The 14,761-nt window shown below is 63.9% G+C and carries 14 protein-coding genes; 11 read left to right on the forward strand and 3 right to left on the reverse strand.

The features are described from left to right. Nucleotides 1-83: 83 nt before the first annotated feature. Nucleotides 84-1,325, reverse strand: coding sequence for an MFS transporter (locus A9K71_RS21330; RefSeq protein ID WP_067000941.1), 1,242 nt, complete (start codon nucleotides 1,323-1,325; stop codon nucleotides 84-86). Continuing rightward, nucleotides 1,313-2,044: an MBL fold metallo-hydrolase gene (locus tag A9K71_RS21335; RefSeq protein ID WP_067000406.1), complete on the reverse strand. Its 732-nt coding sequence runs from the start codon at nucleotides 2,042-2,044 to the stop codon at nucleotides 1,313-1,315. Before A9K71_RS21335 ends, A9K71_RS21330 begins: the two co-directional genes overlap by 13 nt. Before the next feature lie 100 nt (nucleotides 2,045-2,144). On the opposite strand from A9K71_RS21335, the gene A9K71_RS21340 reads away from it, so the two are divergent. The 7 genes from A9K71_RS21340 to A9K71_RS21370 all read left to right on the forward strand — a co-directional run bounded on the left by A9K71_RS21340 (nucleotide 2,145) and on the right by A9K71_RS21370 (nucleotide 10,138). After that, nucleotides 2,145-2,810, forward strand: a complete 666-nt coding sequence (locus A9K71_RS21340) for a metalloregulator ArsR/SmtB family transcription factor (RefSeq protein ID WP_067000409.1) — start codon at nucleotides 2,145-2,147, stop codon at nucleotides 2,808-2,810. Nucleotides 2,811-3,339: 529 nt separating this feature from the next. Then, nucleotides 3,340-4,359 (forward strand): ABC transporter substrate-binding protein, encoded by a 1,020-nt coding sequence (locus tag A9K71_RS21345; RefSeq protein ID WP_067000412.1) that lies wholly within the window; start codon nucleotides 3,340-3,342, stop codon nucleotides 4,357-4,359. Between the two features lie 46 nt (nucleotides 4,360-4,405). After that, nucleotides 4,406-5,413 (forward strand): ABC transporter substrate-binding protein, encoded by a 1,008-nt coding sequence (locus A9K71_RS21350; protein WP_082980626.1) that lies wholly within the window; start codon nucleotides 4,406-4,408, stop codon nucleotides 5,411-5,413. Nucleotides 5,414-5,433: 20 nt separating this feature from the next. Next, nucleotides 5,434-5,994 (forward strand): SCO family protein, encoded by a 561-nt coding sequence (locus tag A9K71_RS21355; protein ID WP_156752736.1) that lies wholly within the window; start codon nucleotides 5,434-5,436, stop codon nucleotides 5,992-5,994. Further along, nucleotides 5,960-8,614 (forward strand): GAF domain-containing protein, encoded by a 2,655-nt coding sequence (locus tag A9K71_RS21360; protein WP_067000425.1) that lies wholly within the window; start codon nucleotides 5,960-5,962, stop codon nucleotides 8,612-8,614. Before A9K71_RS21355 ends, A9K71_RS21360 begins: the two co-directional genes overlap by 35 nt. Continuing rightward, nucleotides 8,611-8,976 (forward strand): response regulator, encoded by a 366-nt coding sequence (locus A9K71_RS21365; protein ID WP_067000427.1) that lies wholly within the window; start codon nucleotides 8,611-8,613, stop codon nucleotides 8,974-8,976. The genes A9K71_RS21360 and A9K71_RS21365 overlap by 4 nt, the downstream gene beginning before the upstream one ends. Then, entirely contained in the window at nucleotides 8,894-10,138 is a 1,245-nt protein-coding gene (locus tag A9K71_RS21370; protein WP_245299700.1) for a response regulator, read from the forward strand. Before A9K71_RS21365 ends, A9K71_RS21370 begins: the two co-directional genes overlap by 83 nt. Nucleotides 10,139-10,334: 196 nt before the next feature. Here A9K71_RS21370 and efp read toward each other — a convergent pair whose 3' ends face one another. Continuing rightward, entirely contained in the window at nucleotides 10,335-10,904 is a 570-nt protein-coding gene (gene efp, locus A9K71_RS21375) for an elongation factor P (RefSeq protein WP_067000944.1), read from the reverse strand. Nucleotides 10,905-11,033: 129 nt separating this feature from the next. Here efp and epmA point away from each other — a divergent pair, with 129 nt between their 5' ends. The 4 genes from epmA to A9K71_RS21395 all read left to right on the forward strand — a co-directional run bounded on the left by epmA (nucleotide 11,034) and on the right by A9K71_RS21395 (nucleotide 14,758). Further along, entirely contained in the window at nucleotides 11,034-12,077 is a 1,044-nt protein-coding gene (epmA, locus tag A9K71_RS21380) for an EF-P lysine aminoacylase EpmA (RefSeq protein WP_067000433.1), read from the forward strand. Nucleotides 12,078-12,297: 220 nt separating this feature from the next. After that, complete coding sequence (locus tag A9K71_RS21385; RefSeq protein ID WP_067000436.1) at nucleotides 12,298-13,641, forward strand: TldD/PmbA family protein; 1,344 nt, start codon at nucleotides 12,298-12,300, stop codon at nucleotides 13,639-13,641. A 1-nt stretch (nucleotide 13,642) separates the two neighbouring features. Next, entirely contained in the window at nucleotides 13,643-14,437 is a 795-nt protein-coding gene (locus A9K71_RS21390; RefSeq protein ID WP_095780018.1) for a 3'(2'),5'-bisphosphate nucleotidase CysQ, read from the forward strand. A 75-nt stretch (nucleotides 14,438-14,512) separates the two neighbouring features. After that, nucleotides 14,513-14,758, forward strand: a complete 246-nt coding sequence (locus A9K71_RS21395) for a DUF4170 domain-containing protein (protein WP_040973997.1) — start codon at nucleotides 14,513-14,515, stop codon at nucleotides 14,756-14,758. Nucleotides 14,759-14,761 lie beyond the last annotated feature (3 nt).

A 14,761-nucleotide genomic window follows, 5' to 3' on the forward strand; every position in this document is an offset into this window, starting at 1 on the left:
AGTACCCGACAGGCTCACCTCTAGCAGCATGAAGCTTCGGATATCGTAAACGCGGCGCTGTCGGGCTGGAGCTCGGAGCCGGGTCAGCGGCTGGTCTCTCGCATCGCCACCGCCACGATTACACCCGAGAGGAAGGTCAGCGCCGCGATCGCCGCGATCGCCGCAGCGAAGCCGAAGAAGTCGGCGATGAGGCCCGCCGACAGCGCTCCGATTGCGTAGCCGAGATCGCGCCAGAAGCGATAGACGCTGAGCGAGCGCGCCCGCCAGGACGGATGCGATGCGTCCGATACCGCCGCGATCAGGCTTGGATAGACCATCGCCGTGCCCAGGCCGAGCAAGAGGCTCGCCAGCAGCCACCAGCCGAAGTCGCGCGTCATGGCGGTGAGCAGAAGGCCGGCAGCCTGCACCCACATGCCGGCGACGATCAGGCCCTTGCGGCCCCAACGGTCGCTCAATGGCCCGGTTGCGACCTGTAAGACGCCCCAGACGGCGGGATAGACCGCCTTGAGGATGCCGATGCGCTCGACGCCGAGCCCGTTGGCGACGAAGAAGAGCGGAAAAAGCCCCCAGCTCATGCCGTCGTTCAGATTGTTGACCAGGCCCGCCTGCGAGGCCGCGAACAAATTGCGGTCCCGGAAAGAGGTCAGCATGAAGATCTCGCGAAAGCCGAGCGGGGAGACGGCTTTCGGATGGTTGGCCAGTTCCAGCCGCACATGTTCGCGCGTGTCGCGCACCAGAAGTACCGACAGCGCGGCACCCAGGATCGCATAGCCGATGCCGAGATAGATCGGCACCGGGCGCAGCCCGTACCGGCCGGCCAGATAGCCGGTCAGAAAAGCGGTGACGCCGACGGCGAGGTAGCCGGCGAACTCGTTGAGGCCGACGGCGAGCCCGCGCGATTTCGGCCCGACCAGATCGACCTTCATGATGACGGTCATCGACCAGGCAAGTCCCTGGTTGATGCCGAGCAGCGCGTTGGCGGCAATGATCCACCCCCAACTCGGCGCCCAGATGATCATGAAGGGCACCGGGAGGCCGAACAGCCAGCCGAGGATCAGCACGCGCTTGCGACCCCATGTGTCGGCAAGCTGGCCGGAGACGAGATTGGCACAGGCCTTGACCACGCCGAAGCTGACGATGAAGGAGGTGACGAGCGTCGTGGAAGCAACATGGAATTCCTCCGCGCCGATCAGCGGCACGACGGTTCGCTCGATGCCGACCATGCCGCCGACAAAGGCGTTGATCAGCACCAGCAGCGCGAACTGTTTCCAGTTGACCTTGAGGCCGAGCGCGACAGCAGGCGCCGCTGCGCTCACGATCGCGATCCGGCGTTGGCGGCGCGGTTCCGGGCCGCGTCCCGCGGCGGGGGAGGGATGTCGGCGGTCATGGCGGCGATGAACTGGTCCTCGTCCTCGATGCGGAAGGCCTTGTTGAAGCGCCGCTCGAAGCCGATGGTCGATGTCGGCTTGCCGCTGAGCGAGCGGCCGCACACCGAGCCGGAATAGGCGCCCGGCAGCACCTCGATGTGATCGGGCAATTCCTTCAGCCGGCGCACGCTGGCATAGAGCGCGCGGGCTCCGTCCTCGGCGCTCGAAGCAAGCTCGGTGCGACCGAGATCGCCAACCATCAGCGTGTGACCGGTGAGCACGAACCAGGGCTCGGTCGACCGCGTTCGGTCGGTGACTAAAAGGCTCAGATGCTCCGGCGTGTGGCCGGGCGTGTGCATGACGGTCGCCGTCACATTGCCGAGCTCCAGCACCTCGCCATCCTTCACGGGACGGAACGGGAAGCCCGCCTCGGCGCCTTCGAACAGCACGTATTCGGCGCCCGTCGCTGCTGCGAGCGCACGGCCTGCCGAGATATGGTCGGCGTGGATATGCGTGTCGACGACAAAAAGGATGCGCATGCCTGTCGCGCGCGCCGCCTCGACATAAGGCGCGATCTCGCCGACCGGATCGACTACGGCAGCAGACGCCTTGCCGCCGCAGCCGAACAAATAGGAGGCGGCGACCGGGTCGGTATGCAGGAACTGTCTGAGGATCATCGCTTTTCTCCCAAGGCAACTGCGGGTCGCTTGGCTTGACGGCAGGTCGAAACCATCATTCAATAATTACATTGAATGACGATGGGTCGCAGAAAGGTCGATGTCAATCCGCAATCCGAAGCTGGCGCTGTACGAACAGTTCGCGATCGTCGCCAAGGCGCTCGGCAATCCGCTGCGCCTGGAACTGATCGAGCATCTGGCGCAAGGCTCGCGCAGCGTCGAAGCGCTTGCTGCGAAGCTCGGCCAGCCGATCGCCAACATCTCCCAGCATCTGCAGGCGCTGCGCCGCGCCGGCATCGTCTCGGCCGAACGCGACGGCAAATACGTGCGCTATTCCCTGAGCGATGCGAGCGTGCTGTCGGCCTTTGCCGCGGTGCGCGGCATTGCCGAGCGGCAGCTTGCTGAGGTCGATCGCATTGTGCGCGACTGTTTCGAGGCACGTGACGACATACAGCCGGTCACGCGCGGCGAGCTTCAGGCGCTGATGCGCGACGGGCTGGTGACGCTGATCGACGTGCGCCCGCCGGACGAGTTCGCGCTTGGCCACGTGCCCGGCGCGGTCAATGTTCCCCTCGGAGAAGTCAAGGCCTGGTCCCAGGGTGCCGACCCCGGCCGGGAAATCGTCGCCTACTGCCGCGGCCCCTGGTGCGTGATGTCCTTCGAGGCGGTGGCCGCGCTGCGCTCGCTTGGCCATTCCGTGCGCCGCCTCGAGGACGGCATGCCGGAATGGAAAGCCGCTGGCCTTCCGGTGGAAATGGCGGCCTGACGGTGTCGCTAACAAATGCATGTCGCCCAAAAATGGGCAGCGGTTCTGGGGCAAGAGGCGCGAGCAAGTTTTGGGCTCGCAGCCGACGCAAATTGGGCGTATCGTGACATATCGTCGGTTGCTAATAAATGAGCCGGCGACTGAGAGCGCAAGACTCCCGCACCGGACTGGGCGCTAGCATCCACAACCACTCGTCGCGCCCACAAGACCACCTGCCTCTGTCGAAACCTCTTTTGCTCGGTTCCGGCCAGAATTGCCCTTCGCAATTCGGAATGGGAGCGTTCCGATGCAGCAGATCACGCAAACCCGCCGACGATTCCTAGCCGGTGCTGCCCTGGCAGGCGCTGCCGGTATCGTCGTCCTTCCGAGGTCACTCCATGCGGAACCGCCGCTGGAGCGAGAGCTGAAGATGTGAGCAAGAGGCAAGCCCAGAGCCCGCCATGCAGGTACGGCCGACTGTGCACAACACAGCATCCACGGGTCAGCGTTCTCAGTGTCGCACTGGCCACCATCTGGAAAGGAGGTTCCCATGCATACCGTATATCCCGGACGGTTCAGCCGACGGAGGTTCCTGCGTGGGATTACGCTGGCGGGGGCAGCGGGGCTTCTGGGCTGGCACCCCAGGCGCGCCGCTGCGGAGCCACCGCTTGAGACGACGCGGATCCGGCTCGTCCGAATTCCCAGCATCTGTCAGGCCCCCCAGTATGTAGCCGAAGAACTGTTGCGCAGCGAAGGGTTCACCGAGGTGCAATACCTCCAAAGAGAGGGGACGGCAGACATCGCGCCGGCCCTCGCCTCCGGTGAAGCCGACCTCAGTGCGCATTTCGCCGCCCCGCTCCTTCTCCGCCTGGAGGCGGGGGATCCCATCGTCATCCTGGCAGGCCTCCACGTCGGCTGCTTTGAACTGTTCGGGACCGATCGCATCCAGTCGATCCGGGATCTCAAGGGGAAGACCGTGGCCGTGCCAGCGCTAGATTCCAGCCGATACGTCTTTCTCGCCACTATGACGGCGTATGTGGGCCTGGACCTCCATAAGGACATACACTTCGTCACGCATCCGGGACCCGAGTCCATCCGGCTCCTAAGTGAGGGGAAGATCGATGCTTATCTAGGCTTTCCCCCCGAACCGCAGGAGATGCGGGAGCAGCAGATCGGCCATGTGGTGATCAGCAGCACCGTGGACCGGCCCTGGTCGCAATACTTCTGCTGCATGCTGGCTGGGGAGCGGGAGTTCGTTCGTACGCATCCGGTGGCCACCAAACGCGCCCTTCGCGCCATCTTGAAAGCGGCGGATTTCTGCTCCAGCGAGCCAGAGCAGTCCGCCCAGTTCCTGGTGCAGGAGGGCTATACTAAGCGCTATGACCATGCCCTCCAGGTCATGAAGGCGATCCCCTACGGTTGGCGTGAGTATAGCGCTGAGGACACCCTGCGCTTCTACGCCCTGCGTCTCCACGAGGTCGGGATGCTGAAGAGCACCCCCCAGAAGCTGTTGGCCCAAGGCACCGACTGGCGTTTCTTCAACGAACTGAAGCACGAGCTGAAGACCTGACCGGGCGGCCAGCCGCGTGCCCATTTACCACGCGAGGGAGAACCCCATGCAAATCATCCAGAACCGTCGCCACTTCATGGCCGGAGCTGCGGCAGCAGGCGCTTCAGCTCTCATCGGCACAACGACTGACGCTTGGGCCGAGGCACCCCCTGAAACGACCTCCGTTCGCTTGCCGCGGTGGATCGATGGTGCCTACTGCTGGGCAGGCATGTACCTGGCCGGAGAGTTCCTCAAAGCGGAGGGCTTCACCGACGTCCGCTACGTGCAGGGCGACGAAAAAGTCGATCAGGCGGTGTGGATTGCACGCGGCGACACGGATTTCAGCATGAACTACGCGCCGGTCCATGTCGCGTCGATCGACGCGGGCGTGCCAATCAGGGTGCTTGGCGGTCTGCATTCCGGGTGCCTCGAGCTGATCGCCAACGACAGCATCCAAGGCATCCCGGATCTCAAGGGCAAACGGGTGGGCATGCATGACATCCATGCGCCGTCGCGCGTGCTGGTCGCCCTGATGGCCGCCTATATTGGCCTGGATCCCGTCAACGACATCGAATGGGTCGAGGAAAGCAAGCCGGTGGAAGCCTTCGCCAACGGAAAGTTCGATGCATATCTCTTCACGCCGCCGGAGACGCAGCAACTGCGCGCCAAGAAAATCGGCCACACGATCCTCAACACGACCCTCGATCGCCCTTGGTCGCAGCACTTCTGCTGCATGACCTCGGCCGCTGAGGACTATGTGAACAGATACCCGGTGGCGACCAAGCGCGTGCTCAGGGCCATCCTCAAGGGCGCCGACCTATGCATTTCGGATCCGGCATGGAGTGCAGCGCAAATGGTCGATCGAGGTTTCGTCCCCAGCTACGAAATCGCGCTGCAAACGCTGAGCGACACGCGGTACGACGTATGGCGGGACTACGATGCCGAAGCCTCGATGCGCTTCTACGCGCTGCGCATGCAGGAGACGGGCATGATCAAGTCGAGCCCACAGCAGATCATCGCCGAGGGAACAGACTGGCGATTTCTGGAGCAACTGAAGCGTGAGCTCAAGACGTGAGCGGGTTGGCAGCCCGTATCTTGCTGCTGGCGCTGATGGCCGGGCCAGCGCAGGCGCATGATGCGCAGCACGATGAGCGATTGCCGGCAATCGGACCGGCTCCAGACTTTACGCTGACATCGCAGGACCGGGCGAGCGTCTCGCTGCACGACTTTCGCGGCAAGGTGATCGCCATTGCATTCATCTATACGCACTGTACCGACGTCTGTCCCATGCTGACCGCCCAGATGGCCAGCGTGCAGGAAAAGTTGGGTAGTGCGTTCGGACCCAAGATCGCCTTCATTTCGATCACGGTCGACCCGGAGCGCGATACGTCCGATGTTTTGAAGCAATATGCGCAGAATTTTGGCGCCGATCTGAAGGGCTGGTCGTTTCTTACCGGCGATCCGGCGACTGTCCATGAGGTTGGACGGAAATATGGGGTCTTCGCGAAGCAGGCGGCGAACGGTGATGTCGACCATACCTTGTTGACCTCGCTCGTAGACCCGAATGGCATCTTGCGAGTACAATATCTTGGCGTCCGGTTCGACTTGGAGGAGTTCCGGGGTGACCTTCTCGGCCTCTTGGACGAAACCAAATAGCATAACGAACTGGCTCGTTGGCTGGGTTGCCCGGCTGCCGGCGCGCGTCCAGACCAAGCTCTTGATCGCGTTCCTGTCGATCGTCGGCCTGCTGATCGTGCTCGGGTCCGTCGGGTTGCAGGTGCTGAGTGGGGTCAACGACCAGACCAACGAGCTGATCAAGCTGCAGCGCAGGATCGCGGCCTACCGCCAAGTACAGCACGATACGACCACCCAGCTCTACGGTATCTCCACCGCCCTGTTGCTACAGGATAACCGGATGCTGGATACGGCGCTGCGCCAGCTCAATCAGTTCGGCTACGACCTCGAGCGCATGGAGTTCGTCGCCAAAGCCGAGGTGGAAGTGCTTGGCCAGGTCAGGCAAGAGTACGAAAAACTGACGGCCGGGGTGACGCACGTGGCAGAGCTTGTCCGCGCGGGCCGTACCGAGGAGGCGCGCAAGGTTCAGCTTGATGAAATCATACCGTCGGCTGATCGCCTCGAGCGGCTGACAAACCAGCTGGTCAACATGGCCGAAGCCGACATGGTGGCGGCCATCGAAACGACCGAGGGTGCGTACGGCACGTCCAGACTGATCGTGGTTTCGTTTGCCGTCGGCAGTATCCTGCTGGCGTTGGGGCTCGGTTACATCATCTCCTGGTCCTTGATCGAACCGGTCAAGAAGATCGAGACGCGTCTCAGCCAGATAGCGGCCGGCGACTTCGCGCAACGGGTTGCCGTCGTCAATCGCGACGAACTTGGAGTGCTCGCCGCTAACGTCAACCAGACCTCCGACCAACTGGGGCGCCTGTATCAGGAGATTGAGACACGCACCCAGCAGCTCGACGAAGCCCTTCAGCAGCAGACAGCCACTGCAGACGTTCTGAAGGTCATCAGCCGCTCTACCTTCGATTTACAGGTGGTGCTCGATACGTTGGTGGAATCGGCTGTCAGGCTCTGTCGCGCCGACAAGGGTGGCATCGTGCAGTTGCTTGATGGCGTATTCCGCTATGTGTCGACGCTTGGCTACCCGCCCAGCTTCCGTGCCTATGTCGACGCCAATCCACTTCCAGCGCTTGCCGCTGGGCGAGGCTCCGCCGTAGGGCGCGTAATCGAAGAACGGCGGATCGTGCAAATCGAAGACGTGACCGCTGATCCGGACTACCGCGTCGCCTTGATCGCTGAGGCAGGCGGATTCCGCACCGTCCTCGCTGCCCCGCTGTTGCGGGAAGGTGATCTCGTTGGCGTATTCGTCATGACGAGGGCTGAACCGCAACCGTTCAGTCCCAAGGAGATCGCGCTCGTCGAGACATTCGCCGACCAGGCCGTGATCGCCATCGAAAACGCGCGGCTCTTCGAGGCGGTGCAGGCACGGACGCGCGAGCTTGCGGCGTCGGTTGGTGAGCTCGAGGCGCTTGGTGAAGTGAGCAAGGCGGTCAATTCGACGCTGGATCTCGACACGGTGCTGAAGACGATCGTCGCCAAGGCGGTCCAGTTGTCGGCGACGGATGCTGGCACCATCTACGTGTTCAGCAGCACGCGGCAGCAATTCCGTCCGCGCGCAAACTTTGGGATGAGCGATGAGCTTATCGCCGCAGTCTCGCAGCAGACGATCGGGCTGGCCGATATGGGTATTGGCGACGCGCCTGGACGGTGCATGCCGGTGCAGTTTCCCGACCTCAGCAAGGAAACCTCATCCTTCCTTGTGAGAAAGACGATCCTCGACGCCGGATATCGCGGCATCCTGATCGTTCCGCTGCTGAGGCCCAACAAGATCGTCGGTGCATTGGTCGTCAGGCGCCACAAGCCAGGCGCCTTCGATGAGCAAGTTGTTCACCTGTTGGAGACCTTCGCAGCCCAATCGGTGGTCGCGATCCAGAATGCCAAGCTGTTCCGCGAGATCGAGGAGAAAGGGGAGGAGCTGGAAGCAGCCAGCCGCCACAAGTCCCAGTTCCTGGCGAATATGAGCCACGAACTCAGGACGCCGCTCAATTCGGTTCTGGGCTTCACAGAACTGCTGGTCGACGGCATCTATGGCGAACTCCCGGACAAGGCAAAGGCGACCGTCGCGCGAGTGCAGGCAAACGGCCGTCACCTCCTCGGGCTCATCAACGACGTGCTCGACCTGTCCAAGATCGAAGCCGGCCAGCTCACGCTGGCGATCGAGGACTACTCCGTCGCGCAGATTGTCCGATCGACCCTTACGGCGGTCGAGCCGCTGGCACGGGCGAAGGGTCTTGAGCTTTCAGCGACTGTTGCCGAGAACCTTCCAATCGGCCGTGGGGACGAACGCCGTTTGACGCAGATTCTGCTCAATCTCGCAGGCAATGCCGTCAAGTTCACCGAAACGGGTGCGGTAGATATTCTTGCCGATGCAGTCGATGGGCGCTTCGAGATCGCCGTCCGAGACACCGGTCCCGGAATTGCGTCCAAAGACCAGGCTCTTATCTTCGAAGAATTCCAGCAAGTCGACAACAGCAGCACCAGGCAGAAGGGTGGCACAGGTCTTGGCCTGGCGATCTCGAAGCGCATCGCCGAAATGCATGGCGGAACCTTAGACGTCGAGTCCGTGATCGGGTCAGGGTCGACATTCCGTCTGAAGGTCCCGATCCGGATGAATGAGGACGTGAGGGCCGCATGAGCAAACGAATCCTGATGGTCGAAGACACCGAGGACAACCGCCAAATCATCCGCGATCTCATTGCCACCACCGAATACGAACTGATCGAGGCGGCGGACGGCGCCGCCGGCATCGCTGCAGCCGGAGCACACAGGCCAGACCTGATCCTTATGGACATTCAGCTCCCGGTGATCGACGGGTATGAAGCGGCCCGCCGCATCAAGGCCGACCCGGCGCTCCGGCACATTCCGATTATCGCCGTCACCTCCTACGCGTTGTCGGGCGACAAGGCGAAAGCCCTTGCTGCTGGGTGCGATGGTTACATTGCCAAGCCATTCAGCCCACGCCAGCTGCTTTCCGAGATTCGCGGTTTCCTTTCTTGAGGGAGGCAACACCTTGCACGATCCGCCTCGCATTCTCGCGGTCGACGATACTCCGGAAAACCTCGAGATCCTGCGCATGCGTCTCGAAGCGAATGGCTATGAAGTTGTAACCGCCGCCGATGGTGAAGAGGGGCTTGCGAAAGCCCGCGAACTCACGCCGGATCTGATCCTGCTCGACATCATGATGCCGAAGCTCGACGGCATCAGTGTGGTCCGCATGCTCAAGCAGGATCACTCGCTGCGATCGATCCCCGTCATTCTGGTCACCGCGAAAGCCGACACGCGCGACGTGGTCGAGGGGCTGGACGCCGGTGGCGACGACTATCTGACAAAGCCCTTCGAGCACAGGGCGCTGCTGGCGCGGGTGCGCTCGATGTTGCGCCAGAAGGCGCTTCACGACACTGTCGCGAGCCAAGCCAAGCGCCTTGAGGACCAAGCCGCGCAACTTTCCGACTGGAACCGCTCGCTCGAGGAAACCGTCGCCGGCCAGGTGACGGAGCTCGAGCGAATGGCGCGGCTCAGGCGGTTCCTGCCCGAACAGGTCGCCGACCTCATCGTTGCGGCGGGCAATGGAGATGCGCTCTTGCAGAGCCACCGCCGCGAGGTGACGGTTGTCTTTTGCGATTTGCGCGGCTTCACGGCGTTCGCAGAGACCGCCGAACCCGAAGAAGTCATGACAGTTCTGGCCGAGTATCATTCCTGTCTCGGCGAACAAATCGTCCGTCACGAGGGGACGCTCGAGCGGTTCGTGGGCGACGGAATCGTCGTGGTTTTCAACGATCCAATGCCATGTGCCGACCACAGCGAGAGAGCTGTCTCGATGGCTGCCGCAATGCGCGAAGCGATTGACGAGCATTCCGAGCGATGGCGCAAGCGGGACTATTTGCTTGGCTTTGGGATCGGCATTGCCAGGGGCCACGCAACCATCGGGCGCATCGGTTTTGATCAGCGCTCGGACTATGCCGTCATCGGCACTGTGTCGAACCATGCCGCCCGTTTATGCGAGGAGGCCAAATCGCGCCAGATTCTTGTTAGCCAACGGGTCCTCGGAGCTGTCGAGTCGCTGGTCGAATCCGCTCCTGTTGGCGAACTGACGCTGAAGGGCTTTCGCCGCCCGATGCCTGCCTATGAAATCGTGCGGTGGATCGGTCGGCCAATCTAGCGTTGAGCGCACTCCGGCTTCGTTCGAGGGATGCGGTGCGTCGAACCACCGGCGCCGCGGCGCGGATCTGCCGTTCACGTCGCGGCAACCGCAAATCCGCTTCGGGTCAGAGCCTCACGCCCAGACGGCGGACAAACCGTGCTGACGATAGGCCCGCCTGGCCGCAGGCGAGCTGTGATAGTTGACTGCTGTACCCTCAGTCCTTGGCGCGCTCGACATAGGAGCCGTCGGCGGTCATCACCACCACGCGCGTGCCGGTCGTGATGTGCGGCGGCACGGCCGTGCGCACGCCGTTGGAAAGCACCGCAGGCTTGTAGGACGAAGACGCCGTCTGGCCCTTGGTGACCGGCTCGGTATCGACCACCTCGAAGACGGCGCGCTGCGGCAGCGTCAGCGAGATCGGCGCGCCGTTGAACTGCGCCAGCTGCACCGCCATGCCTTCCTGCAGGTAGGGCGCCATGTCGCCGACCACGCTTTCGGAGGCTACGACCTGGTCGTAGCTTTCCGGGTTCATGAAATGGAAGCCTTCGCCGTCGGAATAGAGGAAGGTGTGCTCGCGCTCCTCGACATAGGCGCGCTCGACCATCTCGGTCGTGCGGTAGCGCTCCGAGATCTTCACCCCGTCGCCGATGCGGCGCATGTCGAGCTGGGTCACCGGCGTGCCCTTGCCAGGGTGGATGTTTTCGGCAAAGAGGATGACATAGAGCTTGCCGTCCTTATCGACGACGTTGCCTTTGCGTAAGGAACTGGCGATGACCTTGACCACGATATTCAATCCCAATCGAGTTTTTCGGCCTGCAAGCGTCTTTGCCCACGAAGCGGCGACGGCGGCCATCGCGTGCGCCGTAGCGCATCTTGCGACGAACCGCCAGCCTCATCGGCGATTTTCCCGCCCATGACCGCCGCTTCGCCCTGGTGGACGCCGCATATACACGCCGACCGCCGGCCAAGGCTGATGGCGCGCAACGCCATTGCCGCCGCCTTGCGCGGTTGGTTCGCCGAGCGCGATTTCGTTGAGGTGGCGACGGCCGCGCTGCAGGTTTCGCCCGGCAACGAGGCGCATCTTGCGGCCTTCGCCACCGAGGCGGTCGCGCCGGACGCGTCGCGCCAGCCGTTCTACCTTCACACCTCGCCGGAATTCGCCTGCAAGAAGCTGCTTGCCGCCGGCGAGAAGCGCATCTTCAGCCTGGGCTCCGTTTACCGAAACCGCGAGCGCGGGCCGCTGCATCATCCCGAATTCACCATGCTCGAATGGTACCGCGTCGGCGAGGCCTATGAGCGCCTGATGGCCGACTGCGCCGAATTTCTGGCGCTCGCCGCGGAAAAGGCCGGGGCCAAAAGCTTTCGTTTCCGTGGCCGCGAGGCCGATCCCTTCGCCGAGCCGGAGCGGCTGAGCGTGGCGGAAGCATTCATGCGCCATGCCGGCATCGACCTGCTGGCGACCCTCGGCGCCGACGGAAGCACCGACCGCGAAGCGCTCCACCAGGGCCTGGTCCGCGCCGGCCTGCGCACCGCGCCCGACGACAATTGGGCCGACCTGTTCAGCCGCGTGATGGTGGAAAAGGTCGAGCCGGCGCTGGGGCAGGGATGGGCGACAATCCTCTATGGCTATCCAGTCTCCGAGGCGGCCCTTGCCCGGCCGAGCGCGGAGGACCCGCGCGTCGCCGAACGCTTCGAGCTCTACTGCTGCGGCGTCGAGCTCGCCAATGCGTTTGGCGAGCTCACCGATCCGGCCGAGCAGCGCCGCCGCTTCGTCGCCGAGATGGACGAGAAGGAGCGCATCTATGGCGAGCGCTATCCGCTGGACGAGGATTTCCTCGCCGCGCTTGCCATCATGCCGCAGGCGAGCGGCTCGGCCCTCGGCTTCGACCGGCTGGTGATGCTGGCAACCGGCGCCGCCAGGATCGAAGATGTGATCTGGGCGCCGGTGGCCGGCTAATCCGCACTGTTCATGCGGTTGCGGCGGGGCAGTGCGCTGCGAAGGGCCGCGATTGCCTTGAGATTGCCGCATCCGCCATTGCACAAGCGGTGGTGGAACAATAGATGGTGCAGCAGCATCCAAGACGATTTTGCGGGCTTCCAGAGATGGCGGCCCGGCATCCATGGATGTGCGGTAGCATCTGCCCTCCCGCACAGCTTGAACAAACAGGACCAACCGCATGACCGACACGCTCGACGCAGGAAAACTGACCGACCGCGTCGCGGCGCTCGTCGAGGCGGCCAAGCGCGCCGGGGCGGACGCCGCCGACGCGGTCGCCGTGCGCGGCCGTTCGGCCGGCGTGTCGGTGCGGCTGGGCAAGGTCGAAGGCACCGAATCGTCGGAAAGCGAGGACGTGTCGCTGCGCGTCTTCGTCGGCCAGCGCGTGGCGAGCGTCTCGGCCACCGCCGCCTCCGACCCGAAGGCGCTTGCCGAGCGCGCCGTCGCCATGGCGAGAGTCTCCCCCGAGGATCCGTTCCAGGGCCTTGCCGACCCGGCGCTGCTCGCCCGCAATTTGCGTGATCTCGACCTCTTCGATCCGACTGAGGTGTCGGCCGATCAGCTCAAGGAGGCGGCGCTGGCAGCGGAAGCGGCGGCCCTTGCCGTCAATGGCGTCACCAATTCCTCCGGCAGCAGCGCCAGCGCCGGCCTTGGCGGCCTGGTACTTGCGACCTCGCATGGCTTTGTCGGCCAATATGTCGCGTCGCGCTTTTCACGTTCGACCAGCGTCATTGCAGGCCAAGGCACGGCGATGGAACGCGACTATGAATTCTCCTCGCGCCAGCATTTCGCCGATCTCGACGCGCCGGAGGAGATCGGCCGCAAGGCCGGCGAACGCGCCGTGCGCCGCCTCGGCGCCCGCAAGGCGGCGACCGGCCCGGTCGACGTCGTGTTCGACCCGCGTGTTGCGCGCGGCATTGCCGGCCATCTCGCCGGCGCCATCAACGGCGCCGCGGTGGCGCGCAAGACCAGCTTCCTGCGCGACATGATGGGAAAGCAGGTAGCCTCAAGCGCGATCACCGTCACCGACGAGCCGCTGCGGCGTCGCGGCCAGGCGTCGCGGCCCTTCGACGGCGAAGGCGTCGAGGGCGACAAGCTGTTGATGGTCGACAAAGGCGTGCTCAACCACTGGTTCCTGTCGACCTCGGCCGCGCGCGAGCTTGGTCTCGTCACCAACGGCCGTGGCTCGCGCAGCGGCTCTTCGGTTTCGCCGTCCTCGACCAATCTGGCCATCGAGCCCGGCGATCGCGCGCCGGAGGAGCTGATCGCCTCGCTGCAGCGCGGCTTCTACGTCACCGAGGTCTTCGGCCAGGGCGTCGACATGGTGACCGGCGAATACAGCCGTGGCGCCTCCGGCTTCTGGATCGAGAACGGCGCGCTTGCCTATCCGGTGGCCGAGGTGACGATCGCCTCCAATTTGAAGACCATGTTCCTCAACATGGTGCCGGCGAGCGATCTCGACCGCAATTTCGGCACCGCCGCGCCGACGCTGCTGATCGAGGGGATGACCCTTGCCGGCGCCTAACATGGTCATCTCAGCCGAGACGCACGAAGACCTCGCTCTGCTTCGCGAAGCCGCCCGCGAGGCGGGCACCATCGCCATGCGCTATTTCGGCCAAAACCCCCAGGTGTGGATGAAGGGCGGGACCTCGCCGGTCAGCGAGGCCGACCATGCGGCCGACGCCTATCTGCGCGAGACCCTGCTCAAGGCGCGGCCGAATTATGGCTGGCTGTCCGAAGAAACCGCCGACGATCATGCCAGGCTGTCGGCCCGCCGCACTTTCGTCGTCGACCCTATCGATGGCACGCGCGGCTTTCTCGATGGCCTGCATTCCTGGTGCGTCAGCGTCGCCGTGGTCGAGGATGGCCGCTCGCTGGCCGGCGTGCTCGAATGTCCGGCCAAGCGCGAGACCTATTGGGCGCTGCCGGGCGAGGGCGCGTTCCTCAACGGCAAGCGCATCCAGGTCCGCCAACTCGGCGATACCGTCGAGATCGGCGGGCCGAAGCCGCTGGTCGAGCGCATGCCCGCTTCCTGGCAAGCCCGGATGCGCCGCGTCGCTTACATACCCTCGCTCGCCTACCGGCTGGCGATGATCGCCAACGGCAAGCTCGACGCGACCTTCGTCAAGCCCAACGCGCATGACTGGGACATCGCCGCCGCCGACCTTATCCTCCGCGAAGCGGGCGGCGCCTTGCTCGACCGTACCGGCAAGCCGCCGCGCTATGCCGGCGAGGTGATCAACCATGGCGCGCTCGCCGCCGGCAGCGGCGAACTGCTGGGCGTCCTGGCCGGCGTCATTGCCGGAGCTGACCAAGGGTGAGTCGGCCCACGGTTTCAAAATCGGCGGCTTTGGTCTAAACGTTTCACAAAATTCATGAATCTGCGAAGGATCGGCATGGCCGTGGAAGACGGAAAGAAACAGCTTTTGCACCTGGTGTTCGGCGGCGAGCTGAAAAAGCTGGGTGGAACCGAGTTCCGTGATCTGGATGCGCTCGACATCGTCGGCATCTACCCCGACTATCAATCGGCGCACGCCGCGTGGAAGGCGAAGGCGCAGGCCAGCGTCGACAATGCCCATATGCGCTATTTCGTCGTTCACCTGCACCGGTTGCTCGACCCGGAAACAAAGGCAGCCGGTTGACAT

Origin of the sequence: Mesorhizobium sp. WSM3873 (genome assembly GCF_001672445.1) — a bacterium.
Lineage (GTDB): Bacteria > Pseudomonadota > Alphaproteobacteria > Rhizobiales > Rhizobiaceae > Mesorhizobium.